Origin of the sequence: Hymenobacter sedentarius, assembly GCF_001507645.1 — a bacterium.
Classification (GTDB): domain Bacteria; phylum Bacteroidota; class Bacteroidia; order Cytophagales; family Hymenobacteraceae; genus Hymenobacter; species Hymenobacter sedentarius.
Genome location: NZ_CP013909.1, coordinates 1817235 through 1840580 on the forward strand (window position 1 = coordinate 1817235; position 23346 = coordinate 1840580).

Consider the following 23346-nt stretch of genomic DNA (forward strand, 5'->3'; position numbering starts at 1 on the left):
CCCGCTATGAACCCTTTCGACTACCACTTTATCACCTTTATCAATCAGTTCGCACGCAAGTCGGGCTTTTTCGATTCAGTGGCCTCGGAGTTTGTTACCAATAATATCTTAAAAGGGGGTATCCTGTCGGCGCTGCTTTGGTTTCTCTGGTTTTCAGCACCGGTACCCGACCGGACTCGGGTGCGGCAGGTGTTGGTAGCCACGCTAATGGGCGCGCTCCTGGCCATGCTCATTTCACGGGTGTTGGTGCATGAGCTGCCATTTCGCCCCAGACCGCTTTATAACAAAGAATTACATTTTGTGGCCCCCATTGCCGACTGGCGCACCAATGAGATTGCCTCCTTCACCGACCTCAATTCCATGCCCAGCGACACGGCCACGCTGGTCTTTGCCTTGGTGACGGGCATGCTGTTGGTTTCTTGGCGTATCGGCTTGCCTGCTTTGGTCTACGCCGTAGTTTTCGTCTGCCTGCCGCGTGTGTACGGAGGCGTGCACAATCCCACCGATTTACTGGCTGGGGCAGTGCTGGGCACCAGTTGCGTATTGCTAGCTACGCGCCCCCGCTTGCTGCAACGCTTGGCAGTGCCCGTGCTTGTATTTGGCAAACGCTACCCTGGCTTATTCTATGCTAGTCTGTTCTTTTTTACTTCCCAGGTCAGCTCCATGTTTGATGATGTGCGGGAGTTTTTGTCGTTCTTCCTGCTAACGCACTAGCGCTAGCCCGTACCCAAAAAATGCTCCCTGCGCCCAGCGTTACCCCAGCCGCTTCTCGTAGCAAAAGAACCGCAGCCCCGGCCGGAACCCCAGCGTGATTTCGCCCGCAAACCGGTAGCCCAACTTCGGAAATAGCCGCTGCGTGGCCGCATTTTCCGAGTTGGTATCGACGCGCAACGTGCGCAGGCCCTGGGCCACGGCCTGCTTTTCGGCTTGCGCCATCAGGGCCAGCGCCACGCCCCGGCCTTGGGCCGCGGGGTCTACCGCCAAGCGGTGGGTTACCAAGGCAGGTTCGGCCGCGTCCCAGTCGGCCTGGGCGTATTCCTCGTCCTGGTCCATGGTGAGGGCGGCCACGCCGGCCACCGCGCCGTCAAGCTCCGCCACCCAAAGGTGGTTTTGCCTGACGTCTTCGGTGAACACGGCCTCATTAGGGTAGTCGGCCGACCATTGAAAGTTGCCGCTGGCATTCATCACCGGCACCACCCGCCGGATAAGGGCGAGAATGGCCGGCACATCGGCCAGCGCAGCGCGGCGGGTTACGAGCATGAGAGAATCGAATTAACCGCGGCGCAGCACGGCGGCGGCTTCCTTGGCAAAGTAAGTCAAAATGGCATCGGCGCCGGCGCGCTTTATGCTGGTGAGGACTTCCATCATCGTTTTCTCGCCGTCGAGCCAGCCGTTTTGCGCGGCCGCTTTCACCATGGCGTACTCGCCGCTCACGTTGTAGGCCGTCACGGGCAGGTGGGTGTTTTCCTTCACGGCATGAATCACGTCCAGGTAGCTCAGGGCGGGCTTTATCATCACCATGTCGGCGCCTTCGGCTTCGTCGAGGGCCAGTTCGCGCAGGGCCTCGCGCTTGTTGGCGGGGTTCATCTGGTAGCTTTTCTTGTCGCCTTTCTTGGGAGCCGAATCCAGGGCATCGCGGAAGGGGCCGTAGAACGCCGACGCGTACTTGGCCGTGTAGCTCATGATGCTCACGTGCTGGAAGGCGTTCTCATCAAGCACCCGCCGAATCCAGGCCACGCGGCCGTCCATCATGTCGCTGGGCCCGATGATGTCGGCGCCGGCGCGGGCCTGGGCCAGGGCCATCTGGCCGAGCACTTCCAGGGTGGCGTCGTTGAGGATTTCGCCGGATTCGGCGTCCACCACGCCGTCGTGGCCGTCGCTGCTGTAGGGGTCCATGGCCACATCGGTCATGATGACGATGCCGGGAAATTGCCGCTTGAGGTCGGCCACCGTTTTCAGGTACAGGCCTTCGGGGTTGGCCGACTCCTTGGCCAGCCGGTCCTTCAGGCTGTCGTTGATGCTCGGAAATGGCGCAAAGGTTCGGATGCCCAGCTCCACGCATTGGCCCACTTCCTCCACGATTCTATCGGCCGTGAAGCGGTGAATGCCCGGCATGGATTTCACTTCCAGCGCCTGGTTCTGGCCTTCAATAAGAAAGAGGGGAAATATAAAATCGTGGGTGGTGAGGCGGGTTTCCTGCACCATATCCCGGATAACTTCGGATTTACGGTTGCGGCGAGGGCGGTGGGTAGGGAGCATTCTTTGTTGAAAACGAAGTGAATAGAAGCCAATATTCGGGCTAAACAAATAAAGCCCGGCAAAGGTCGCCCATGGCTCAGATATTGGCTAGCTTTTCGGCGGCCTGCCAGCCCGTGCCCGCCCCCATAGCCACGCCCATACCGTTGCAGCGCACGGCGGCCAGCACGCCTGGCCGCACCCAGTCCAGAATAGGAGCCAGGGCGGGCCCAAAGCCCATTACGCCGCTCCACCGGTAGTCGATTCGGGGCCGCTGGCCGGGCACAATGACGTCGTGCAGCAGGTTTTCCAGGTAGCCTTGCACCTGCTCGGTGAGGCCCGGCGCGGTGGTTTCCTCGGCGGCAAAATTCAGGTTGCGGCCTCCGCCCAGCAGTACCCGGTGGTCGGGCAGCTGGCGGAAGTACGCATAGCCGTGGTCGTAGTGAAAAGTGCCCGGCAAGGTTACGTGGGGCAGCGGCTCGGTTACCAGCACCTGCCCGCGACCGGGCACCACAGCCAAATCCGGCAGTAACTCCGAAGCGAAGGCATTGGTAGCGACCAGGGCCTGGCCCGCCGAAATAGAAGCGCCGTTGCCCAGGCGTACTTGCACCTGCCCGCTCGCCGATGTTTCGATGGCCTCCACCGCGCAATTGGTAAGCACGGGCACATCGGCGGCCCAGGCGCGGGCCAGCAGGGCGCGCATCATACGGCCGGCATCGAGGCTGCCTTCGCACTCGTTCTTGAGCAGCGTGCCCACCCCCCGAAAGCCGAAGCGGCTAGCCTCGTCACTGGCGTCGTGGAAGGTGCAGGCATGGCCTACCACCGGAGCCAGCAGCTCATTGAAGTAGTCAATTTTGCTAAGGCATTCCACCGCCAGGGCCGCTTCTTCGTGGCGGAAAAGCTCGTAGCCGCCCACGGGCTGGTAGCTCAACTCGGCGTCGCCCAGCAATTCGCGCAGCCGTGCCAGGCCAGTGTACCGCGCGGCCACCACCGCCTGCAAATCGCCGCGCTTTTCCTGCTCAATCAGCTCAGAAATTGAGCCAAAACAAGCAAAGCCCGCGTTCTTGGTAGAGGCTCCGCTGGGTAGGGAGCCGCGCTCCAGCACCACCACGCGCCAGGTGGGCCGGCGCTGCTTCAGGTACAACGCGGCCGTCAGCCCCACCAGCCCCGCGCCAATAATCGCTACCTCGGCCGGGCCGAAGAAGGACTGATATTCCCAATACGATAGCGCGAAGTCCCGCAAAGTTTTAAATAGTAAGTTTCGCCAAGGCGAGTTTCAATTCCGACAAACTTCGCGAGACTTAACGTTAAAACTTTGCGGGACTTCGCGCTTAGAAGGCCAGAATCACCTGCTCAATTATATCGCAGGCCTCGTGCAGCTGCTCCGCTGTTATCATCAGCGGTGGGGCAAAGCGGATGATGTCGCCGTGCGTGGGCTTGGCCAGTACGCCGCGCTCCATCAGGGTCACGCACACGTCCCAGGCGGTGCGGCCGTCGGCGTGGGGCCGGATTACCACGGCGTTGAGCAGGCCTTTGCCGCGCACTAGCTCCACCACTTCGGGGCGCTTGGACTGCACCTGGCGCATCCGTTCGCGGAAAATCTCGCCCAGCGCGGCGGCGTTTTGGGTCAGACCTTCATCCACCAGCACGTCGAGCGCCGCCCGCATCACGGCGCACGCCAGGGGGTTGCCGCCAAACGTGGAGCCGTGCTGCCCCGGCTGAATGGTGAGCATGATGACGTCGTTGGCCAGTACCGCCGACACCGGCAGCACGCCGCCGCTCAAGGCCTTGCCCAGAATCAGGATGTCGGCGTGCACGTCTTCGTAGTCGCACGCCAGCAGGCGCCCGGTGCGGCCCAACCCGGTTTGAATCTCATCGGCAATAAAGAGCACGTTGTGTGCCCGGCAGATGGCCGCGGCCTGAGCCAGATAGCCGGCCGAAGGCACCATCACGCCCGCTTCGCCCTGAATGGGCTCTACCATAAATGCACACACGTGGGGCTCTTTCACGGCTTCTTCCAGCGCCACTAGGTCGTCGTAGGGCACTACCTGGTAGCCTGGCATGTAGGGACCGAAGCCGCCGGTACTATCGGGGTCGGTGCTGAAGGAGATGATGCCGGTGGTGCGCCCGTGGAAGTTATGCTCGGCCACGATGATGCGGGCTTGGTTGGGAGCGATACCCTTCTCCTGGTAGCCCCACTTGCGAGCCAGCTTGAGGGCAGTTTCCACGGCCTCGGCGCCGGAGTTCATCAGCAGGGCTTTGTCGTAGCCAAACAACTCGCACAGCTGCTTTTCGGCCGCGCCCAGCTGGTCGTTGAAGAAAGCCCGCGACGTGAGCGTGAGCTGCTGGGCCTGCCGCGTGAGCGCCCCAATAATGCGCGGGTGGCAGTGGCCCTGGTTCACGGCCGAGTAGGCCGACAGGAAATCGTAGTAATGCTTGCCGTCCACGTCCCACAGGTGCACGCCTTCGCCGCGGTTCAGCACCACGGGCAGCGGGTGGTAGTTGTGCGCGCCGTACTGGTCTTCGAGCTGCATCAGCTGCTCGGCGCGGCTGCTGGTGACGGTAGGGGAGGAGGTTTGCATAAGATGGGTGGGAGGTTTAAGTGAGCGCACCAAATTACGGTTTTTCGGCCCAAGGAGTCGAACTATAGCCTCGTGAGTCGGCAGCCGATTGAGCTGGCTTTGGGTTCTTCGGAGCCAGCCCAGCTTGGTTGCGGCGCTGGAAATGAGTGCCCCAAGGTGCCGCCGAGGCTGCTTCCGGCGCAGGCCGCCGTAACTTTGGTGCCCCATGCCTGCCCCTGCTCCCCAGCCGCTCCAGACCGGCGATTTTTACTACACGCCCGAGGGCTACCTCGTCTTCACTGAGCAGTACCACCGGCGCCGGGGCAGCTGCTGCCAGAGCGGCTGCCGGCACTGCCCCTGGAAATTTCGGGCCAAAGCAGGCTCTCAGGGCGCATCCGACCAGAAATAAGCGTAGGGTGCTTGGTGAATGCCAGACTTTTGCCGATATTTGCGGCCCGTTTCCCTGCTTTAGTAATTCTTAACCCACCGATATCATGGCCCGTGTTTGTGATTTGACCGGCAAGCGTACCCGCGTTGGCAACAACGTTTCGCACGCTAACAACAAGACCAAGCGCAAGTTCTATCCGAACCTGCAGAAAAAGCGCTTCTACATTCCCGAGCAAGACGCTTGGGTTACTTTGAAAGTAGCTACGTCCACCATCCGCACCATCAACAAGAACGGCATCATGTCGGTATTGAAGAAGGCCAAGGAGCAGGGCTTCATCGTTTACTAGACTGCGGTAACAAGTGCTTAGTAGCCAGTAAGAAGTAGCGCAGCCGGTATAGCTGCTGCCAGTCTTTCTACTGAATACTATTTGCCTGATACTAGACAAAGCCAGCGCCGATACGCTTGCCCTCGCGGCAACTGTATCGGCGCTGGCTTTGTCTGTTGTCGGTACCTTGCCATTCAGTGCCAGTTCTTTCACTTCTTCGGTCTTCTATGCTGCTCCCATTCTTTGTTCGTTTGATTTTAGCTTCGCGCTGGCGGCGTAGTGCCAAAGTGGTTTTAAGCGGCTGGCTGGCCCTGGCGGCCTTCGCGGCGGCCGCCCAAAAACCAACGTCCATTCCCGAGCCGCTGAGCGCGGCCCCATCACCCGCGCGGCCCACCGACTTTCTATCGCCGGCTTTCCACAAGCAGCGGCGGGAGTTGTTGCGTGCCCAACTGCCGCCGCACGGCGTGGCCGTAGTATTTGCCGCGCCCGTCCGCAACCGGGCCAACGACGTGGACTACGTGTACCACCAAAACCCCGATTTTCACTACCTAACCGGCTACGAAGAGCCCGATGCGGTGCTGCTGCTGTTCAAGGAGCCGCGCACCGTAGGCGGGCAGCCGGGCATCACGGAGGCGCTGTTTACTCAGCCCCGCGACCCCGCCCGCGAGCAGTGGACCGGCCGCCGACTGGGAGCCGCCGGCGCCAAAGGCCTACTGGGCCTGCAGTTTGCCACCGACAACAAGGAATTTGCCAAGGCCGGCATCGCTTGGGCTGATTTCGACCAGATTCTGTTCACCGACCTGCCCACCGATGCCCGCGACGACCCCAAAGCGCCTGCCGACCTGGCCAGCCTGGTGGCCACGTTCCGCCAGCAAGCCGGTCTGCCCGCCGACTATGACCCCAGCCGTACGGTGGTGGCCAAGCTGCTGAAGCGCTACGGCGCCAGCAACCCCAAAGAAATGAAGGCCTACCTCACCACCCTAGTGCAGGAGCGCCCGGCCATGGCCAACGAGCCGTCGGTGAAAGCCTACCTGGCGGCGACCACCGACGCCGAGCGCCAGCGCGCCATCAACCCGAATGCCACCAGCCGCTACGACGGCACCACGCTCGGCGAGCAGCTTGATGAGCTGCGGGCCGTGAAAACCGAGGAAGAGCTGGCCTTGCTGCGCCGCGCCATCCGCATCAGCGCCCAAGGCCAGCGCGAGGTGATGAAGCTGCTGCGGCCCGACATGGGCGAGATGGACGTGCAGGGCCTGCATGAGTACGTGTACCGCCGCTACGGCGCCGAGTTTCAAGGCTACCCCAGCATTGTGGGCGGTGGGGCCAATGGCTGCATTCTGCACTACGAAACCAACGACCGCCAGCGCCTCGACAACGACCTGGTACTGATGGACTGCGGCGCCGAATACCACGGCTACTCCGCCGACGTGACCCGCACGGCCCCGCCCCGCGGTAAGTTTAGCCCAACCCAGCGGCAGATTTACGAGCTGGTGCTGGCCGCGCAGGAAGCCGGCTTTGCGGCCTGCCGCCCCGGCGCCGATTTTAATGCGCCCAACAAAGCCACCCAGGATGTGGTGGCCAATGGCCTGCTCAAGCTCGGCATCATCAAAAAGAAGGAAGAATTCCGCCGGTATTACCCCCACGGCGCCAGCCACTACCTGGGCCTCGACGTGCACGACCGCGGCACCTACGGCCCGTTGCGGCCTGGCAACGTCATCACGGTGGAGCCCGGCATCTACATCCCGGCGGGTTCGCCCTGCGACCCCAAGTGGTGGAATATCGGCGTGCGCATCGAAGACGATGCCCTGATTACGGCCACTGGCTACGAAAACCTTTCGGCTGAGGCCCCGCGCACCGTGGCCGATATTGAGAAGCTCATGGCCGAGCCCAGCGCGCTGGAAGGCTGGAAGCTGCCGGAGCTTAAGTAGCTGGTGATTGGAACTAAAGGGCCGTCATGCAGAGCGCAGCGAAGCATCTTTACCTCAGTACTAATTCAATCGCCTGTCAATAATCGTCTGTCATGCTGACGCAGGAAGCATCTTATCAGGTTAGCGCGATTCGTTGAGCGGTGATAAGATGCTTCCTGCGTCAGCATGACAAGAGGCGCGAGCGAGATGCTTCGACAAGGTCAGCATGACGTGCTCTTTCATTCGCTTTAGCTGCTGAAATCCTGCTTCTGCTTCGCCAACTGAAAGTTGACGTTACTTTTCCTTTGTCATTTCCAAAAAGACCCGTACCTTTGCAGTCCTAAATTTAAAAACACACCCCCGTCGAGATGGCCAAGAAAGGAAACCGGGTGCAGGTTATCATGGAATGCACCGAGCATAAAAACTCGGGGATGCCGGGCACCTCGCGCTACATCACCACCAAGAACCGCAAAAACACCCCTGAGCGCATCGAGTTGAAGAAATTCAACCCCATCCTCAAGAAAATGACTGTTCACAAGGAAATTAAATAACCTGAACAATGGCTAAGAAAGTAGTAGCAACTCTGAAAAGCACAGAGAATGCCAAGAACTGGGCAAAGGTTATTCGTGCCGTGAAATCGGAGAAAACCGGTGCTTACACCTTCCGTGAGGAAATGGTGCTCCTCGACAAAGTACAAGAGTACTTGGCCACCGGCAACAAGTAAGCCACTGGCGCTGTAGTTAACGCTGAAAAAGTCCCACCTTCGTGGGACTTTTTTCGTGTTTGCCGTATGCTGTAGGGCAACCCGCAGGGCCGGCCTGGGCTCGCGCTGCGGCATTGCTGTTAGCTGTTAGCAATTATTACCACCAATCGTTTACCGATACGCAGGGCTCTGGCTTTGCGCTCCCGCTTATGGGCCTCTTCGATTTTTTTAAGAAAGACAAGGAAAGCACCACCCAGCAAGCCTCGCTCGATGCGGGCCTGGAAAAGACCAAAACCAATTTCTTTGAGCAGCTGAGCAAGGCCGTGGTGGGCAAAAGCACCGTGGACGAAGCGGTGCTCGACGACTTGGAAGGCCTGCTTGTGCACGCCGACGTAGGCATCGAAACCACGGTCAAAGTCATTGACCGCATCGAGGCCCGCGTGGCCCGCGATAAGTACGTGAGCACCGGCGAGCTGGACCGCATCCTGCGCGAGGAAATCGCCGGCTTGCTGGAAGACAATAATTCTGGCTCCTCGGCCCTGCTGGACAGCGCCGGCACCACCGGGCAGCCCTACGTCATCATGGTAGTCGGTGTGAACGGGGTGGGCAAGACCACTACCATCGGCAAGCTGGCTCACCGCTTTCATGCTGCCGGCAAGAAGGTGGTGCTGGGTGCGGCCGATACCTTCCGGGCCGCGGCCGTGGACCAGCTCATCATTTGGGGGCAGCGCGTGGGCGTGCCCGTGGTGAGCCATGGCATGAATACCGACCCGGCTTCTGTGGCCTACGACGCCGTGCAAAAAGGCGTGGAGATGGGGGCCGATGTGGTCATCATCGACACGGCCGGCCGCCTGCACAACAAGGTGAACCTGATGAACGAGTTGAGCAAAATCAAGCGCGTGATGCAGAAGGTAATTCCGGATGCGCCGCACGAGGTGCTGCTGGTGCTCGACGGCAGCACCGGCCAGAATGCCTTTTTGCAAGCCAAAGAATTTACCAAAGCCACCGAAGTAACAGCCCTCGCCATTACCAAGCTCGACGGCACGGCCCGCGGCGGCGTAGTTATTGGCATCTCCGACCAGTTCAGCATTCCGGTGCGCTACATCGGGGTAGGGGAGAAGATGACCGATTTGCAGCTCTTCGACCGGCACACGTTTGTCAACTCGTTGTTTAAAAAATAAGCGCCCGGCTTAGCCCAACCTACCAGCGGCCCGCACTGCCAAGCAATACTTGGCGGTGCGGGCCGTTTACCTTCGCACCATGAAGGACATTCAAACGCTCGCCGTGGTGGGAGCCGGCACCATGGGGCTGGGCATTGCGCAGCTCGGTATTCAGCACGGCCTGCCCACCGTTTTATTCGACCTCAGCCCCACCGCGCTGGAGAAAGCCCAAACGGCCATCGCCGCCGGCCTGGGCAAGCTGGTGGAGAAAAATAAGCTCACTGCCGAGGCTCGCGACGCCGCCCTGGCCCGCCTCACCGTGGCCACCGATATGGGGCTGGCTCAGGCCGACCTCGTGATTGAAGCCGTAGTAGAGCAGCTCGACGTGAAGCACCAGCTGTTTCGGGAGTTGGCCGTGCTCAACGGCCCCGGCACCATTCTGGCTTCCAATACATCGTCGCTGCCCATCACGCAGCTGGCCGCGCCGGTACCGCACCCGGAGCGGGTTGTGGGCATGCACTTCTTCAACCCGGCGCCGCTGATGCCGCTAGTGGAGGTAATAAGCGGCGTGGCCACCGCTCCTGCCGTGGCCGATGCCGTGGAAGCCCTGGCCCGGCGCTTGGGCAAAACGCCCGTGCGCGCCGCCGATGCCCCCGGCTTTATCGTGAACCGCGTGGCCCGCCATTACTACGTCGAGAGCCTAAAGATTGTGGAGGAGAACGTGGCTTCGTTCCAGGTAGTGGATGAATTGCTGGAAGCCAGCGGATTCAAAATGGGCCCTTTTCGGTTAATGGACCTGATTGGAGTTGATACCAACTTCTCGGTGACCAGCGCCATGTATGCTTCGTTTTACCAAGATGCCAAGTTCCGGCCCAGCCGCATCCAGCAGCAGAAAGTAGATGCCGGGCACCACGGCCGCAAAACGGGCCGGGGGTTTTACGATTACCAGTAACTCATCTGCAATGAGCATTTCCGTTGAGGCCTTACTACGCCGTATTTCCCGGTTCATGCCCCTGTGCTCGTTGCTGTTTGTGGCAGCCTGCGGTGACAAAGTCGATGACCAGCCGCTGATACCGTACGCGCCAGTGAACCTCAGCATCAACATCACCAACCAGGCCTACACGGCGCTGCGCTACGATAATGGCGCGGTAACCTTGCCGGTGAAAGGGCCCGCGGGCGACGGTGGCGTGAAAGGCGTAATTGTGGTTCGGCAAAGCGCGGGCACGTACTTGGCTTTCGAGCGCAACTGCCCATATCGGCCCTATGATGCCTGCGCTCTAGTGAGCCTGGACCGCAACTCGCGGCTTTTTATGCGCGATTCCTGCTGCAATTCTCAATTCGATCTGCGCGGTCAAGTGACCGGCGGTCCGGCCCCAAGGCCTCTAAAACAGTACAGTACGAGCCTACAGGGCACCTTGCTCAACATCACGAACTAAGCCGACCCTTAACTTTTTAGAAAAAAAACTGATTTCAGCTTGTGCTTTTTTAGAGAAGGTCGTAAGTTTGCAGTCCGAAACAACAACAACCGGGTTTCGGGCAAGAAATTGCTTCCTTAGCTCAGCCGGTTAGAGCATCTGACTGTTAATCAGAGGGTCCCTGGTTCGAGCCCAGGAGGGAGCGCTACAACACAAGAAGCCCGCCGATAACCGGGGGGCTTCTTTGTTTTTAAGCTATTCAGGGCACATTTGGGTTTGGTCGTTCGGCTGTCGTCGGTTAACTTTCGGTATGAACCGGGACAGAGACCGGGACACAAACCGGGACATAGCCTAATCCGATGATACGCCCAACCGCTTACAAGAAGACCATTAGCGTCAAGTTTTACTTGCGGCTGACGGCCAAAAATCGGGATGGATGCTGCCCGGTACGACTCACTGCTCGGTGGCACGGCGAGGAATTGCAAGTGGATAGCGGGGAAATCGTGTTGCCGGAACGGCCAGGCAAAGGCGGCGAGGTGGAATACCTGTAGGACCTGACAAGCCAGCGAGCCTTGAGCGGGCGGCGCCTGACGCCAAAGGAGGAAGAAGCGGGCGTGCCCACGCACCCGGATACGGCCACCAACATCAATGCCTGACTGGCGGGATTGGAGAAGGACGTGACCGATACCTTCAACCACCTATTTGAAAAGGCCCCGTTTGAAAAGGTGAGTAAGGCTGCGCTGCTAGCTGAGCTGTTCCCGGTGGCTCCGACCATGGCAGTGGCTCCGGTAGCCATGAACCGCACCTTCCGGCAAGTGCTGGAAGAATGGAAGGCGGAAAACCGCAACCTGGCCAAAGACTCGTTGCGCAAGTATGACCAGCTGGCTACGATGATGGAAAGCTGGCGGCCGGACCTGCGGCCTGACCAGGTGACGCAGAAGGTGGCCAAGGAGTACCAGCAGCACCTGTTGGACCTGCAGAAGTCGGACGCGACCATCAAGGTGCATTTCGGGGGCATTCGCAAGTGCCTGGAGCAGCTGGGGCTGCCGACGGATATGGCGTGGCTGCAGTACACGGCCAAGAATGCGCCGCAGCTGGATTTGGAAATTGAGGAAGTGCGCAAGCTGATTCGGTGGCGGCCCACTTCTGAGCATCTGGCCGAAGAGCGGGACCGGTGGCTGTTTCAGTTATTCAGTGGGCGACGGTACGAGGACCTGGAAAAATTTGATAAGCGCGAGCGAATCATGCTGACGCTAGCCGATGGTAGCCAGGTGCCCGCGCTGCTCCATGCGCAGGGGAAAACGGGTAATGACGCGGCTGTACCGCTACCTCCCATAGCTATGAAGATTGGCGAGCGGTGGGGCTGGCAGTTTCCGGCCCGCAACTGGCAGCAACGCGGGGACTGGATTAAGGAAATATCACAGGGCGCCGGCCTGACGCGCGAGTGGGATGACCGGCTGATAACGGGTGGCAAGGTGGTGCACAACTGGCGCCCCATCTGGCAGATCATCAGCACGCACACGGCACGGCACACGGCCGGCACCCTGCTCAAGCAAGTGAGCAACGGAAACAAGGCCCTGGCCAAGCTGGTGCTCGGGCACGCCGATGAGGACGTGACGGACCGGTATGCGAAGGATAAGGCGCGGCTGCTGGCCCCGGCGGTATTGGAAGCTTGGCGGGAGGTGCTAGGCGAGCTGTACGACGGCGAGCCACTGCCGTAATTGCTAGGGGCGACGAATAACCGGTAACAACCCGTAACCTGGCTGTATTTAAAAAAAAGCTAATGGTAAAGGCCCGGCTTACTTAATAGCGCGACTGCACGGTGACAAACATTTGATGCTTTCCGGAAAGACTTTCCGTAAACTGCTTGAAATAAGCCGCGGCTTTTTCGTTGCCATACATTTTTTTCAGCAACGTTAAGATGTCGTAGTTAGCTCCTGTAATCACGGGGTCCATGACAAAGAAATAGGAGTACGTGCCATCTGCTTCGGGTCGCACCGGGTTAAGCACCCGGGTTTGGCGAAAGGTGCGCTGGTCTGCAGGGCCAAGTTTGGCCGCCATGGGCCAGAATATTTCCGTTACAAACCGCTCAAACTGGGCCCGCTTGTCCGCTTTTACGTGGTTAATAACCACCCATACCGTGTCACCGGCCTGAGCTAGCGTGCGTCGCCCAGCCGCGGCTTGTCCGGCGGCCCTCAGCGAGGAGGCCATGCTGAACAGGAGGATGCCCAACACCAAACAGTAATTCCTGATTTTCATACCAAAGAAAGAAATGGGTTAGAAATTGGAAAGCTCTTTGCAGCGTTCAACGAAAGGTCCGTCACCTGATTGGGCCAACGTTCAATTCATTTATTTGTGCGACTATTAAATATAGACAAGGCCAGAGGGTAATAAAACCACGTCAGAAAAAATAATAAGGCTTCCCTAAACCATTGGGATTCGGTCACTTTTTCAGAAAAAAGGAGCTTTTGAAAACGGAATGCCTCTCCTTGGGCTCACTACCCAAATGCATTGTATTCCCTTCCGAATGGCACTTGCCAGTACGCGGAACAACTTTAAGATTACAGGGAATAACCAAGGGATTCTACTACAGCCACGTGTTTCTAAACGTCGCTGGCTGCTGCGGCCTTATCGTGGTTGTGGCGTTGTTCCTGAGCCCGCTGCTGCGCCGGTGGATGCAGGAAATAAGGTAAGCACCGCGGTAGCACCAAGCACCCTCATGGACCTGGGGCTCCGTCTGAGGGTAGGTAAGGCATGAATCGGGTTTTTGACAAGGGAGTCGTATTGCAGTGCTTGCGGTAAGAGAAAGCGCGCTGCGGCGGAACTGCACGATAGTAGCGCAACCCTAAGTTTGGAGCAGGTAATGCCGAGGCTGAATTCCAGCCCACCTGGTTGGCTACAAAGTGCCTGCAGACTGCCTCTATCCTGCCTTTAACTACGGTTGAGGGCTGCTGTTACTTCGGCTTCTGGCAGGCTCGTGTATGCGCAGAACTCGGCTACCGAAACGTAGGCGCGGGCGGGCTTGTGCAACCTGATGCGGATGCGTTGGAGGAGGCGCTTGCCGGCGTCGTAGCCGGTGCCGGTGAGCTGGGCAACGTCTTTAGGGTAAAGGCAAACCTGGGGCATCTTGGGACGGGTTGGGGCTAATGGGGCGGACGAATATACAACGGTTAAAACCCGTCCGTAGGTTCGTTTCATGAATCATAAAGCGCTGTATTTCAGTGGGTGGTTACGGTCGGTTGCGGCTGGTTTAGGGATGAGCTATCTCCCTTTCCTTGGCGTTGATGGCAGTGGTGCGGGTAAGGTGCCGCTCGTGATGGAAACGGGGCGTATGGTGCGGGTAGTAGACGGCGACACCTACGACGTGCTGGCCGGCGGCGTGGTGCGCCGCGTGCGGCTGCTGGGCGTGGATGCGCCGGAACGGGACCAGCCCTACGGAAAGCAAGCAGCAGACTCGGTGACGCGGCTGCTGCGGCCGGCGCAGCTGGTGCTGCTGACGCGGCACGGGGTGGACATCTACGGGCGGACCCTGGGCGCCGTGTGCCTGCCGGTGGCGGGCCAGCCCGCGCTGGCGCTGGATTCGCTGCTGGTGGTGCGCGGCTGGGCGTGGGCCTGGGACCCAAATCATCGGATAGCCGGGCGAGCCGCGCAGCAAGTAGAGGCACAGCGGGCCGGGCGCGGGCTCTGGAAATGCGGGGTGAGCCAGGCCGTGCCGCCCAAGCTGTGGCGGACCTTCCATTCAGAAATCAAGCGGCGCTACCGGGTTGGTTGCACCTGGTAGCAACGTCGCACAAATGCAAGCAGCCGCGACTTATCTCTAACTTTTATTCCCTCTTCTCATGGCCTCTCAAAATGGCATCCTGGGGTTGCAAGGCACGGTGGGCGGCCTTGTCTTCGCCAAAAACGGCACGGTCCGTCAGAAACCGGCCTCCAACAAAGCCGCCTTCGCCTCGGCGGCCTCGCTGGCGCGCACCCGCGAAAACGCGTCGGAATTCGGCCGCGCGGCCACCGGCGGCAAGCTCATCCGCTCGGCCTTCCGCTCGCTCATCGCCACGGCCTCGGACGCGCGGATGGTGAGCCGGCTCACGCAGCGGGTGCGTCAAATCGTGGGCCTGGACGAAGCCAACGACCGCGGCGAGCGGGTGGTGGACAAGGACAACGTCGGCGGTCTGCTTGGCTTCGACTTCAACGCCGGCGCGGGCCTGGGCCAAAGCCTGTTTTTCCCGTTCGCGGTAGCCGTGGCCGGCGCGGACGTGACCCTGACGGTGCCCCGCCTGAACCCGGCCACCGACCTGGTGGCCCCGCAGGGCGCGACGCACTTCGAACTGCTCTACGGGGTGGCGACGATGAACTTCGAAACCGGCACCTACGAGGCCGGAACGGTGGCGGCCCCGTTTGGCACGCAGTCGCTCAGCGCGGCCCCCGTGGCCGACCAGGCGCTGGTGGCCACGCTGCCCACGGCCCCGACCGCCGACGACGTGGTGATGGCCGTGCTGGGCGTGAACTTCTACCAGCAGTTGAACGGCAAGCTCTACCCGCTCAACAACAACGCCACCAACCCGCTAGCCATCGCCTACGTGGCATAAGCCACGCAGCATGGTAACGCGGCCGGCGCCTGACGGCGCCGGCCGTTTGGGTGGGGTTACGGCCCGGTTGCTCTTGGTTTTACTTCTAACTCTATATTTCTAATGCTTTCAAGAACCGCCTATCAAAAACAAGCGGACAAGCGCCTGAAAACGGCGCTCAAGCTGCGCGCCCGCTACGACGGCCGGGTGCGCAAATACGCCACGGCCCTCGGCGCGGCCCTGGCCGGCGCGGCCGATGCCAAAGCGCGCGTGGACCGCATTAACCTGCTCTACGGCGTAGACGTCTCGACCGAAACGCTGCTGGTGCACGACCTGCGCGCTGCGGGCCTGCCCGGCCTGCTCAGCACGAGCATGGCCGCCAGCACGCCGGGCGAGGAAGTGCAGTTCTTTAACGCCATCGTGGATGGCAACGGCGGCGTGGCCTTGGCTACGGAGACCCTGTTCGGGGAAGTGGTGGACCCCGCCGCGCCGGTAGCGGACGCGCCCCCGGTTGTGCTGACGCCGCCCGTGGTAATCGAGCAGTCCCCGGCCCCTACCCCGGAGGGACCCGTCCCCGTGGTTGACGGGGCGGTGGCGGGGCAGGTGACGCTGGCCGGCCCCAACGGGACAATAGCGGGCGTGACGATTGAATCGGCGCCGGGTGTGAGCTTGGACTTTGCCCCGCTCTACAGCGGCAGTTCGACGCCCGTTGACATGTACCTGTTCGTGTACGTGGAAGACCCGATGACCGCGAAGGTGACCTTTGCCGACCGGTACGCCGGCCAGCCCTTCACCGTGCACCTGGCCGATGGCCGCACCGCCACGGGCCTCTTCACCAAAGGCTCGTATGGCATTGACGTGTAGCCGCGGCTCCTACCGGTAGAATGAAGAAGGCCAGCTCCCGTTTGGGGCTGGCCTTTTTTATGGTAGTAAAAGCGAAAGGACCGTGGCTGTTGCAGAAGTCTCACTTCATTTCCAAAACCAGTTAAACGAGTGGCCCATTGAGCAGAAAGTCCGCGATAAGCGCGTTTTATTGCCTTGCCGCGCGGCGGCCCCACGCCTGGAACTCACGGCGCCGAGTTCTGCAATAGCCACGACCGTTATAGTAAACTATTGGGGATGGCGTGCTCTTAACCGGACGGCTCCCGCTGGTTGCTTGGGGAGCCAGGAAGGACGGGCCCAGGCGCCTAAGCGGAGGGGAACCGCCCAAGTCTTCGCCCGTATCCTTCTGCTTTCGGGGCGCGTTGGCCGGAGGTACCTTACGAGGATGAACCCCACCCTGCGCCACCTGCTCCCCTTTTTGGTCCCGCCCCATCGCGCGATGGTGCTCCGGGGCAAGGAAGCGAATGGGCTGGTCGTGTTTCGGGGGCGGCGGTGCGTGGCCGTGATTCCCCTCACGCGGGCGCAGGTGGAGTCCTTGCAGGCGATTCCCCGGGACCCTTATGACTGTTGCGCCGTCGACGATGTGTACCGGGTCTTGCAGTTCGAGGAGCTCCGCTCCCGCAGTTAAAGCGCTCCCGAAGCGCCGCGCATCAGGCCGGATCCGGGCCCGGTGAAGGCGCGTCAACGCCGGCGTCGTCGGCCCAGAGGCTCAATTCCTGTGGCGTCAGGTGGGCGCGCATGTACGCGGGCATGGAGTGGCCCCGCTTTTCCAGCAGAAAGCGCCGGAAGGCCGGCAGCTGCTGGCTTTGCGCGAGCCCCACCCGCACCAGGGACACCTTGTCGGCGGGGGAACGCGCGTCGAACCAGCAGGCGAACTCGCGCGCCGTGACCCGGAGGGCGTCGAGTTGCCGATAATACGCCAGCACGGTGGCGGCGACTTTTTCCGCCGGAGTTACGCCTTCTGGGACCATGGAGGCAATACGGCCGCCGCGCCGGAAAGATAACGCGGAGGTTTGCCACCCGTGCCTTGGCAGGGGCATGCGTGAAAAGAATGGTTTTGCTGCATCGTGGGGCCCGTATAGGTGCCACCAGCCTGTGCAAATGACTGGAGCGGAAGCAGGAGCAGGAGTAAGGAAAATTTCAAATTGCAAGCAGCATTGGTGGTGTAAAAAACAGCGTTTTAGTTGTCAGGTAAAAATAATCGGCAGCCAGCTGGCTGCAGGCGTTTGCTTCGTTTAGCGAAACGGTGATTCAAGCAAAGGAGGGTATTTTTAGCGGTCGTTATCTTTCCTCCATGATACTCCATACCCGGGCCATACTGAATTGAGGCCGGGCGTGCTGGTAAACGAACCTCTACTCACAGTCCCCCTCGCTCATGAACCTGCTGCAAACGACCACACTTACCCTGGCCCAGCAGGAGCAAGTACGGCAGCTGTGGAACCAGGAATACCCCTGCCAATTGTCTTTCGCAGAGTCGAATGACTTCGAAGACTGGCTGGCGAAGCTAACCAACGCCCGCCACTTGTTGCTCGTGCGGGAAACGGGGGGCGTTCGGGGGTGGTTGACCGTGTTCCAACGCGAAAAAGCGCCGTGGTTTGTGCTCCTCGTCGATTCAGCGGTGCATGGCCGGGGACACGGCACGATTTTGCTGGACCGGGCCAAAGCCCAGGAAACCGAATTAAACGGTTGGGTGGTACCCCACGAGGACTACCGAAAACCGAACGGGGACGTGTACCGCTCGCCCGTGGCGTTCTACGAGAAAAATGGGTTCGCTATCCTTCACGACCAGCCGCTGGGTTCCGCTCACCTGTCGGCCATTCGAATCCATTGGGTCAGATAACCTGGCAATTAGTTCGCGAACTGATGCTGGCCGTCACCGAATATACTGGGCTATGATTGCCAGGAACTAGTGGGCTGATTGTCGAATAAAAACTTCGTGCCTTTTACCACATCACGATGGAAAGCACGTCTAAGAAAACGGTCAAAGTAGCGAGAGACGAGGGTTCAGATAAAATGCGCTACCTTTTCCCCTCTACTTCCCCATGCGGTTTTTAATACTGGTTTCGCTGTTCTGTTCACTGCAGGTGTTTCCGCTCCCGGCGCAACACCTCGCCACCCCCACGCCCCTGGCGGAGAAACCGGCGGCCTCCCCGGCCGAAAAGCCGCCGCTGGCGCCGCGCTACCGGTACTACGTGGGCACGGAATGGGCGGCGCAGGGCTTTAAGGTGACGTCCTTCACCTACCCCATCCAGGAGGTCGTTATCAAGCCCGTCAGCGGGTACGTAGGGTACCAAATAAATCCGCATCTCACGCTGCAAGTTGGCTTTTCGCAAACCAATCCGCCGACCGAAGACAACCTGGTGGTCACCCACACCCCAGCCCGCGAAACGGTAGTGGCCACCACCTACCTCGATACCTACGACGGGGCCGTGTCCGGGCTGCTGCGCTACGACCCCGCCCGACGCCCCGCCCACCGGGTCTTTCTAAACCTGCTGCTCGGCCCCACGCTGCTGTTTCACTATTACCAAGCGGACAACAAGGTCACGGTGGACGGGCGCGTGACCTACGAAACCTACGACTATGCCAAGGCGCGGAACTGGTATCTCACCGGCGGCCTGGCGCCGGGCTACCGCCTCACGCCCCAGCTCGACGTGCTGGTGCAAACCACCGCCAACCGCAATCTCACGGCCCCGGCCAGCGCACAAACGGCCCGGGATGCGCAGTACGGGTTCGCCGCGGGCCTGCGCTACGGCTTTGACCTGGGATAGCCACACAAGCCCTGAGGCGGCCGACGTAGCGCCCCGCTTAATAAACTAGTCGCGTTCGTTCAAGAAATCGGTAGCAGAGGCAAACGCGCTTCATCAGTTCAAAGGAGCGTTATCGGAGCGGAGAGCCTATTGGGCAATTGGGTGGTCACAGAGTTTGCAGAGTTAGGGTATAAAGCGTCTACTTTTACCCATCTGTTTAGCCCTCTTCGTTTTATACATGCTACTTTCTCGCTCCTGTGGTTGGCTTCTGGCCGGCCTACTTTCGCTGCCTGCCCTGGCCCAAACCGCGCCGCCCGTGACTGCCCCGTTGCCACCCGCCAAGCTCGAAGCGCTGAAGCAGGAGCTCATCGGGGAAATTGACCAACAGCAGAAGGCCACCCAGCAGATGGTGGACATGGTGTTTAGCTTCGGGGAACTGGGCTTTCAGGAAACGGAAACCTCGCACTACCTGACGGGCATCCTGAAGAAAAACGGCTTCGTCATCCAGTCCGGCATTGCCGGCGTGCCGACGGCCTGGACGGCCACCTGGGGGTCGGGCAAGCCGGTCATTGCCATCGGCAGCGACATCGACTGCATTCCCAAGGCCTCCCAAAAGCCAGGCGTGGCCTACCACGACCCCATCATCGAGGGCGCGCCGGGCCACGGCGAGGGCCACAACTCAGGCGTGCCGCTCAACATCACGGCGGTGCTGGCGCTCAAGAAAATCATGGAGCGCGAGAAGCTGCCCGGCACGCTCATGCTCTGGCCTGGCGCCGCCGAGGAACTCATCGGCGCCAAAGCGTACTTCGTGCGCGACGGGTACTTTAAAAACGTCGATGCCTGCATCTTTACTCACGTGGGCGACAACTTGAAAGTGTCGTGGGGCGACAACGGCTACACCGGAAATATTTCCGTCAAGTTCAATTTTGAGGGGCAGGCGGCGCACGCGGGGGCAACCCCCTGGCGCGGCCGCAGCGCCCTGGACGCCGTGGAGCTGATGGACGTGGGCTGGAACTTCCACCGCGAGCACATGGACCTGAGTCAACGCTCGCACTACGTCATCACCGATGGCGGCGACCAGCCCAACGTGGTGCCCTCGAAGGCGGCCGTGTGGTACTTCCTACGCGAGCGCACTTACCCCAAAATCATGGAAATGTACGCCGACGCCCAGAAGATGGCCGAGGGCGCCACGCTGATGACAAAGACCAGCGTAACCCACGAGGTGCTGGGCAGCGCCTGGCCCATCCACCTGAATAAGGCTATTGCTGAGGCCATGTACCAGAACATCCGGCGCGTGGGCCTGCCCCAGTGGAGCGCGGCCGACCAAACGCTGGCCCGCGCCGCGCAGGCCGAAACGAAGGCCCCCAAAACGGACAGCCGCAACCGCCCCATCGACGGCCTAGCCATTCGCCTCGACACGCTCATGGGACCCGCGACCTCCTCCTACGGGGGCTCGGATGACATTGGCGACATTTCCTGGAGCGTGCCCACGGTGGTGCTGCACTACCCCGCCAACATTCCCGGCCTGCCCGGCCACCACTGGGCTAACGCCATTGCCATGGCCACGCCCATTGCCCACAAAGGGGTGACGGCGGGCGCCAAAGCCGAGGCCCTGACCCTGCTCGACCTGCTGGTGAAACCCGAGCTCCTCAAAGCGGCCTGGGCGTACTTCAACGACGTGCAAACCAAGGACACCAAGTACACGCCGCTGATTTCGGCCACGGACAAGCCGGCCATCACCCTCAACCAGAGCATCATGGCCCAGTACCGACCACAGATGATGAAGTTCTACTACAACCCGGCCAAGTACAAAACCTACTTGGAGCAGTTGGGCATTGCCTACCCCACAGTGCGGCCGACAGCCCCGAAAGCGAGCGCCCAATAACGACGCTCCGCAGAGGCCTGTTTTTAGAAGCAAGAAACGTTTAGCAAAACGGTCGTGGCTGTTGCAGAACTCAGTGGGCGCTTATAAGCGAGGTTTCAATGCGCCAAACCGAGCCCGAAACACGAATAAATGGACGTGTAACACGCCTGGAATAGGGGCGAGTCCATTTTTGCGTTTCTCACCGAGTTCTGCAACAGCCACGGTCTAACGCTTAAACGGGGGCATTAACAGCAGCCGCAAGCCCCTTTGCCCTGCTGCTGGATCGGCGGGCACGGTACCGAGCCGTAGGAACAGTACACGCAGCAGTCGCCGGCCAGGGGCTTGAGCAAGGTGTGGCAGCTGGTGCACTCGTAGAACCACTGGCAAGCGTCGGTGGGCATCTGCTCGGCTTGCGCATGCTGGCAGACGGGGCAGGTGAGCACAGAGGTAAGGGTGACGGGTTGGGTCGGCGTCATGGGGCGGTGGTTAGCGGGTTGGGTTCTGGACGTGGTAGCCGGTGCTGTTGATGGCGCTTTCGACTTGGGCGGCCTGGGCTTGGGCGCTGTTGTAGCAGACCTGGGCGGTGGCTTGGTCGTAGGAAACGACCACGAATTGCACGCCGGGTACTTGCTGCACGGCCTGCTCGACGTGGTGGGCACAGGCCTCGCAGGTCATGCCCTGGATGCGGTAGGTGCGGGTTTGCCAGATGGGGGCGGCACCGGTAGCAGTGGCCACGGGGGCACTGGACCTGGCGGTGGGGTAAAGCTTGGCGCCGTAATAGGGAAAAGCCAGCTGCAAGGCGGCGAGTACGGTAACGGAGGCCAGGAAGCCAGTGGATTGCATGATGGGGCGTTTGGCAGGCACGGCGCAGCAGTCGGCGGCCGGCGCGGGGCGCAGGTGGCGGTACCAGGCGAAGCCGAGTACGGCCACGGTCAGGGCCACCAGGTAGAGGCGGTAAGGTTCGAGCCAGGCGAAGGAGCTGGCGGCGCCCCCAAGCCCGCCCACCACGGCCAGCAGCGGGGTGATGCAGCAGAGCGAGGCGGCCAGCGCAGCCAGCAGGCCGGCGCCGAACAAGGATTTGGAGGGCTGGGCGGGGGCGTTGTTCACGGGGTTGGTTCGGGCTGAGTGGTGAGACGGGCCAACAGGAGCAGGAGCAGGAGCAGGAGCAGGAGCAGGAGCAGGAGCAGGAGCAGGAGCAGGAGCACCGGCTGATGCTCGGCGTGGAGGGTGTAGAACACGGTTTGGCCGACTTGGCGGGCGGTGACCACGCAGCCGTCCTTGCGCTTGCGCAGGTGCGGCGACACGGCCGAAATCGTCAGGTGGAGGACATCGGCCAAGTTGCCGACGCACCGCTGCTTGTCGGCTAGCAAATCCTTGTTCGTATTCAGGCAACTGCTAAAGTACGCGTGAATGCCTGCCCTTTGGGGAGGCACAACAAGGGGGCCCTGGAAAGCGGCCCGCTTGTTGGAGAGGGGGACAGCAAGTGCCGCGGGCTAGCGGCGGGCCAGCTTTTCCAGGGCCCGCTGGAACTCGGGGGTGTCGTACTCGGCCATGCCGTCGTGACGGGCGGCCACCTGGCCGTCGGGGCCAAGGATGACGGGGGAGGGAATGGAGTTGAAATCGAAGGGCGCGGGCAGCTCGCCGGCGCGCAGGTACACGGGGAAGGTGTAGCCCTGGCTCTGCACGAATTTCCGGGCCTTGGCCGCATCGTCGTCGAGCGTGAGCATCACGAACGCCACTTTTGCAGGCTCCATCTTTTAATACAGGGCTTCGATGCCCGGCATTTCGGCGCGGCAGGGCAGGCACCAACTAGCCCATAAATTCACGAAGACGACTTTGCCTTTCAGTTCGCTCAGGTTTACGGACTTCCCCTCGAGGGTAACCATCGGCAGGTTATGCGGGTAGGCAGCGCTGCGGGTAAGCACCACGGGCAGCGCGGCTGGGGCAGCGGGAACATCTGGTTTCCACAGGCCGGTGGCCAGCAGGCCGCGCTGCAGGCCGCCGAGTACCGGGGTGCGGAGGTCGGTGAGCATGACCACGGCCAAAAGGGCTAAAGGAAGCCACGGCAATAGGTTTTGACGGTTCATAAGTGGGGAACAGAAGGAGGGCTGAGGCCAAAGCACGGCCCTTGGAACCGTTGGCTGAGAAAGCAGACCCAAGAAAAAAGAAACTTATGGGAACAAATGCAGGGGCCACACTTGTATGAATGAACAAATGTTCATAAGTTTGTACGAGTGATGACTGCTGCTACTTCCTTCGGCCCCGTTGACATGAATCTCACGAGTGAGAAGATGGAGAAGGTGGCCTTCATTCTCAAAACCACGGCCCACCCCACGCGCATTGCCATCGTGCAGCTGCTGGCGGCCAACGACAGCCTGTCGGTGTCGGACATCAGCGAGAAGCTGAACGTGGAGCAAAGCCTGCTCTCGCACCACCTCTCGGGCATGAAGCTCAAGGGAATTCTCAGCTCCTACCGCGACGGCAAAAACATTTTTTACTCGCTGAAGATGCGCGAGGTCATCGACGTGATTCAGTGCCTGGCCGCGTGCACGTTCCTGTAAGCGGCGCGGCTTTTTTTTGCCGCAATACATGAA

At 60.8% G+C, this 23346-nt stretch carries 29 protein-coding genes and 1 tRNA gene; 18 read left to right on the plus strand and 12 right to left on the minus strand.

Annotated elements, in window-relative coordinates:
• Positions 1-6: 6 nt before the first annotated feature.
• Positions 7-714, plus strand: coding sequence for a phosphatase PAP2 family protein (locus tag AUC43_RS07425; RefSeq protein ID WP_068191529.1), 708 nt, complete (start codon positions 7-9; stop codon positions 712-714).
• 39 nt (positions 715-753) lie between these two features.
• On the opposite strand, the gene AUC43_RS07430 is transcribed toward AUC43_RS07425, so the two are convergent.
• The 4 genes from AUC43_RS07430 to rocD all read right to left on the minus strand — a co-directional run bounded on the left by AUC43_RS07430 (position 754) and on the right by rocD (position 4817).
• Positions 754-1260 carry a GNAT family N-acetyltransferase gene (locus AUC43_RS07430; protein WP_068191531.1) on the minus strand — a complete coding sequence of 169 codons (507 nt, stop codon included), beginning with the start codon at positions 1258-1260 and terminating at the stop codon, positions 754-756.
• A 12-nt stretch (positions 1261-1272) separates the two neighbouring features.
• Positions 1273-2259 carry a porphobilinogen synthase gene (gene hemB, locus AUC43_RS07435; protein ID WP_068191533.1) on the minus strand — a complete coding sequence of 329 codons (987 nt, stop codon included), beginning with the start codon at positions 2257-2259 and terminating at the stop codon, positions 1273-1275.
• A gap of 76 nt (positions 2260-2335) precedes the next feature.
• On the minus strand, positions 2336-3478 hold the full coding sequence (locus tag AUC43_RS07440) for an NAD(P)/FAD-dependent oxidoreductase (protein ID WP_068191535.1): 1143 nt from the start codon (positions 3476-3478) through the stop codon (positions 2336-2338).
• A gap of 88 nt (positions 3479-3566) precedes the next feature.
• A complete protein-coding gene (gene rocD, locus AUC43_RS07445; RefSeq protein ID WP_068191537.1) occupies positions 3567-4817 on the minus strand; it encodes an ornithine--oxo-acid transaminase in 1251 nt (416 codons plus the stop codon).
• A gap of 205 nt (positions 4818-5022) precedes the next feature.
• On the opposite strand from rocD, the gene AUC43_RS07450 reads away from it, so the two are divergent.
• From AUC43_RS07450 to AUC43_RS07490, 10 genes are all read left to right on the plus strand, one after another.
• Entirely contained in the window at positions 5023-5205 is a 183-nt protein-coding gene (locus AUC43_RS07450; protein WP_068191539.1) for a DUF5522 domain-containing protein, read from the plus strand.
• Between the two features lie 85 nt (positions 5206-5290).
• Positions 5291-5530 (plus strand): 50S ribosomal protein L28, encoded by a 240-nt coding sequence (gene rpmB, locus AUC43_RS07455; protein WP_044003635.1) that lies wholly within the window; start codon positions 5291-5293, stop codon positions 5528-5530.
• A gap of 206 nt (positions 5531-5736) precedes the next feature.
• Complete coding sequence (locus AUC43_RS07460; RefSeq protein WP_082684970.1) at positions 5737-7437, plus strand: aminopeptidase P N-terminal domain-containing protein; 1701 nt, start codon at positions 5737-5739, stop codon at positions 7435-7437.
• A 347-nt stretch (positions 7438-7784) separates the two neighbouring features.
• Complete coding sequence (rpmG, locus tag AUC43_RS07465) at positions 7785-7967, plus strand: 50S ribosomal protein L33 (protein ID WP_046245291.1); 183 nt, start codon at positions 7785-7787, stop codon at positions 7965-7967.
• A gap of 8 nt (positions 7968-7975) precedes the next feature.
• Positions 7976-8140 carry a DUF4295 domain-containing protein gene (locus AUC43_RS20020; RefSeq protein WP_071885836.1) on the plus strand — a complete coding sequence of 55 codons (165 nt, stop codon included), beginning with the start codon at positions 7976-7978 and terminating at the stop codon, positions 8138-8140.
• Positions 8141-8328: 188 nt separating this feature from the next.
• Positions 8329-9300, plus strand: a complete 972-nt coding sequence (gene ftsY / locus AUC43_RS07470; protein WP_068191541.1) for a signal recognition particle-docking protein FtsY — start codon at positions 8329-8331, stop codon at positions 9298-9300.
• 79 nt (positions 9301-9379) lie between these two features.
• Complete coding sequence (locus AUC43_RS07475; protein ID WP_068191543.1) at positions 9380-10231, plus strand: 3-hydroxyacyl-CoA dehydrogenase NAD-binding domain-containing protein; 852 nt, start codon at positions 9380-9382, stop codon at positions 10229-10231.
• Between the two features lie 10 nt (positions 10232-10241).
• Positions 10242-10715, plus strand: coding sequence for a Rieske (2Fe-2S) protein (locus tag AUC43_RS07480; RefSeq protein ID WP_233254127.1), 474 nt, complete (start codon positions 10242-10244; stop codon positions 10713-10715).
• Positions 10716-10825: 110 nt separating this feature from the next.
• A tRNA-Asn gene (locus tag AUC43_RS07485) sits at positions 10826-10899 on the plus strand.
• Between the two features lie 460 nt (positions 10900-11359).
• Complete coding sequence (locus AUC43_RS07490) at positions 11360-12415, plus strand: site-specific integrase (RefSeq protein ID WP_068191547.1); 1056 nt, start codon at positions 11360-11362, stop codon at positions 12413-12415.
• An 82-nt stretch (positions 12416-12497) separates the two neighbouring features.
• On the opposite strand, the gene AUC43_RS07495 is transcribed toward AUC43_RS07490, so the two are convergent.
• Complete coding sequence (locus AUC43_RS07495) at positions 12498-12905, minus strand: hypothetical protein (protein WP_157780978.1); 408 nt, start codon at positions 12903-12905, stop codon at positions 12498-12500.
• Between the two features lie 720 nt (positions 12906-13625).
• Positions 13626-13820 (minus strand): hypothetical protein, encoded by a 195-nt coding sequence (locus AUC43_RS07500; RefSeq protein ID WP_068191551.1) that lies wholly within the window; start codon positions 13818-13820, stop codon positions 13626-13628.
• 130 nt (positions 13821-13950) lie between these two features.
• On the opposite strand from AUC43_RS07500, the gene AUC43_RS07505 reads away from it, so the two are divergent.
• From AUC43_RS07505 to AUC43_RS21235, 3 genes are all read left to right on the plus strand, one after another.
• Positions 13951-14475, plus strand: a complete 525-nt coding sequence (locus AUC43_RS07505) for a thermonuclease family protein (RefSeq protein WP_082684971.1) — start codon at positions 13951-13953, stop codon at positions 14473-14475.
• Between the two features lie 58 nt (positions 14476-14533).
• Positions 14534-15280, plus strand: coding sequence for a hypothetical protein (locus AUC43_RS07510; RefSeq protein ID WP_068191555.1), 747 nt, complete (start codon positions 14534-14536; stop codon positions 15278-15280).
• 102 nt (positions 15281-15382) lie between these two features.
• Positions 15383-16123 carry a hypothetical protein gene (locus tag AUC43_RS21235; RefSeq protein ID WP_068191557.1) on the plus strand — a complete coding sequence of 247 codons (741 nt, stop codon included), beginning with the start codon at positions 15383-15385 and terminating at the stop codon, positions 16121-16123.
• 668 nt (positions 16124-16791) lie between these two features.
• Here the strand turns inward: AUC43_RS21235 and AUC43_RS07525 are convergent.
• Complete coding sequence (locus AUC43_RS07525) at positions 16792-17112, minus strand: hypothetical protein (RefSeq protein WP_068191562.1); 321 nt, start codon at positions 17110-17112, stop codon at positions 16792-16794.
• 404 nt (positions 17113-17516) lie between these two features.
• Here AUC43_RS07525 and AUC43_RS07530 point away from each other — a divergent pair, with 404 nt between their 5' ends.
• From AUC43_RS07530 to AUC43_RS07540, 3 genes are all read left to right on the plus strand, one after another.
• Positions 17517-17981, plus strand: coding sequence for a GNAT family N-acetyltransferase (locus tag AUC43_RS07530; RefSeq protein ID WP_068191564.1), 465 nt, complete (start codon positions 17517-17519; stop codon positions 17979-17981).
• A gap of 202 nt (positions 17982-18183) precedes the next feature.
• Entirely contained in the window at positions 18184-18909 is a 726-nt protein-coding gene (locus tag AUC43_RS07535; protein ID WP_068191567.1) for a hypothetical protein, read from the plus strand.
• A 217-nt stretch (positions 18910-19126) separates the two neighbouring features.
• A complete protein-coding gene (locus tag AUC43_RS07540; protein WP_071885837.1) occupies positions 19127-20773 on the plus strand; it encodes a peptidase dimerization domain-containing protein in 1647 nt (548 codons plus the stop codon).
• 224 nt (positions 20774-20997) lie between these two features.
• On the opposite strand, the gene AUC43_RS21510 is transcribed toward AUC43_RS07540, so the two are convergent.
• Genes AUC43_RS21510 through AUC43_RS21520 form a run of 5 tightly spaced genes read right to left on the minus strand, consistent with a single transcriptional unit; the run spans position 20998 to position 22785 of the window.
• Complete coding sequence (locus tag AUC43_RS21510) at positions 20998-21228, minus strand: GDCCVxC domain-containing (seleno)protein (RefSeq protein WP_071885838.1); 231 nt, start codon at positions 21226-21228, stop codon at positions 20998-21000.
• 10 nt (positions 21229-21238) lie between these two features.
• Positions 21239-21859, minus strand: a complete 621-nt coding sequence (merTP, locus tag AUC43_RS07545; RefSeq protein ID WP_068191569.1) for a mercuric transport protein MerTP — start codon at positions 21857-21859, stop codon at positions 21239-21241.
• Positions 21856-22185 carry an ArsR family transcriptional regulator gene (locus AUC43_RS20870; RefSeq protein ID WP_157780979.1) on the minus strand — a complete coding sequence of 110 codons (330 nt, stop codon included), beginning with the start codon at positions 22183-22185 and terminating at the stop codon, positions 21856-21858. The genes merTP and AUC43_RS20870 overlap by 4 nt, the downstream gene beginning before the upstream one ends.
• Positions 22186-22245: 60 nt before the next feature.
• Complete coding sequence (locus AUC43_RS21515) at positions 22246-22506, minus strand: TlpA family protein disulfide reductase (RefSeq protein ID WP_233254128.1); 261 nt, start codon at positions 22504-22506, stop codon at positions 22246-22248.
• A 3-nt stretch (positions 22507-22509) separates the two neighbouring features.
• Positions 22510-22785 (minus strand): TlpA disulfide reductase family protein, encoded by a 276-nt coding sequence (locus AUC43_RS21520; RefSeq protein ID WP_233254129.1) that lies wholly within the window; start codon positions 22783-22785, stop codon positions 22510-22512.
• Between the two features lie 237 nt (positions 22786-23022).
• Between AUC43_RS21520 and AUC43_RS07560 the strand changes: the two genes are divergently transcribed.
• Positions 23023-23313, plus strand: coding sequence for an ArsR/SmtB family transcription factor (locus AUC43_RS07560; protein WP_233254130.1), 291 nt, complete (start codon positions 23023-23025; stop codon positions 23311-23313).
• Positions 23314-23346 lie beyond the last annotated feature (33 nt).

Coding starts and splice junctions, on each gene's coding strand:
- AUC43_RS07425 (WP_068191529.1), top strand. CDS start 7: ATGAACCCTTTCGACTACCACTTTATCACCTTTATCAATCAGTTCGCA.
- AUC43_RS07430 (WP_068191531.1), bottom strand. CDS start 1,260: ATGCTCGTAACCCGCCGCGCTGCGCTGGCCGATGTGCCGGCCATTCTC.
- hemB (WP_068191533.1), bottom strand. CDS start 2,259: ATGCTCCCTACCCACCGCCCTCGCCGCAACCGTAAATCCGAAGTTATC.
- rocD (WP_068191537.1), bottom strand. CDS start 4,817: ATGCAAACCTCCTCCCCTACCGTCACCAGCAGCCGCGCCGAGCAGCTG.
- AUC43_RS07450 (WP_068191539.1), top strand. CDS start 5,023: ATGCCTGCCCCTGCTCCCCAGCCGCTCCAGACCGGCGATTTTTACTAC.
- rpmB (WP_044003635.1), top strand. CDS start 5,291: ATGGCCCGTGTTTGTGATTTGACCGGCAAGCGTACCCGCGTTGGCAAC.
- AUC43_RS07460 (WP_082684970.1), top strand. CDS start 5,737: ATGCTGCTCCCATTCTTTGTTCGTTTGATTTTAGCTTCGCGCTGGCGG.
- rpmG (WP_046245291.1), top strand. CDS start 7,785: ATGGCCAAGAAAGGAAACCGGGTGCAGGTTATCATGGAATGCACCGAG.
- AUC43_RS20020 (WP_071885836.1), top strand. CDS start 7,976: ATGGCTAAGAAAGTAGTAGCAACTCTGAAAAGCACAGAGAATGCCAAG.
- ftsY (WP_068191541.1), top strand. CDS start 8,329: ATGGGCCTCTTCGATTTTTTTAAGAAAGACAAGGAAAGCACCACCCAG.
- AUC43_RS07475 (WP_068191543.1), top strand. CDS start 9,380: ATGAAGGACATTCAAACGCTCGCCGTGGTGGGAGCCGGCACCATGGGG.
- AUC43_RS07480 (WP_233254127.1), top strand. CDS start 10,242: ATGAGCATTTCCGTTGAGGCCTTACTACGCCGTATTTCCCGGTTCATG.
- AUC43_RS07495 (WP_157780978.1), bottom strand. CDS start 12,905: ATGGCCTCCTCGCTGAGGGCCGCCGGACAAGCCGCGGCTGGGCGACGC.
- AUC43_RS07500 (WP_068191551.1), bottom strand. CDS start 13,820: ATGCCCCAGGTTTGCCTTTACCCTAAAGACGTTGCCCAGCTCACCGGC.
- AUC43_RS07505 (WP_082684971.1), top strand. CDS start 13,951: ATGAGCTATCTCCCTTTCCTTGGCGTTGATGGCAGTGGTGCGGGTAAG.
- AUC43_RS07510 (WP_068191555.1), top strand. CDS start 14,534: ATGGCCTCTCAAAATGGCATCCTGGGGTTGCAAGGCACGGTGGGCGGC.
- AUC43_RS21235 (WP_068191557.1), top strand. CDS start 15,383: ATGCTTTCAAGAACCGCCTATCAAAAACAAGCGGACAAGCGCCTGAAA.
- AUC43_RS07525 (WP_068191562.1), bottom strand. CDS start 17,112: ATGGTCCCAGAAGGCGTAACTCCGGCGGAAAAAGTCGCCGCCACCGTG.
- AUC43_RS07530 (WP_068191564.1), top strand. CDS start 17,517: ATGAACCTGCTGCAAACGACCACACTTACCCTGGCCCAGCAGGAGCAA.
- AUC43_RS07535 (WP_068191567.1), top strand. CDS start 18,184: ATGCGGTTTTTAATACTGGTTTCGCTGTTCTGTTCACTGCAGGTGTTT.
- AUC43_RS07540 (WP_071885837.1), top strand. CDS start 19,127: ATGCTACTTTCTCGCTCCTGTGGTTGGCTTCTGGCCGGCCTACTTTCG.
- AUC43_RS21510 (WP_071885838.1), bottom strand. CDS start 21,228: ATGACGCCGACCCAACCCGTCACCCTTACCTCTGTGCTCACCTGCCCC.
- AUC43_RS21515 (WP_233254128.1), bottom strand. CDS start 22,506: ATGGAGCCTGCAAAAGTGGCGTTCGTGATGCTCACGCTCGACGACGAT.
- AUC43_RS21520 (WP_233254129.1), bottom strand. CDS start 22,785: ATGCTCACCGACCTCCGCACCCCGGTACTCGGCGGCCTGCAGCGCGGC.
- AUC43_RS07560 (WP_233254130.1), top strand. CDS start 23,023: ATGAATCTCACGAGTGAGAAGATGGAGAAGGTGGCCTTCATTCTCAAA.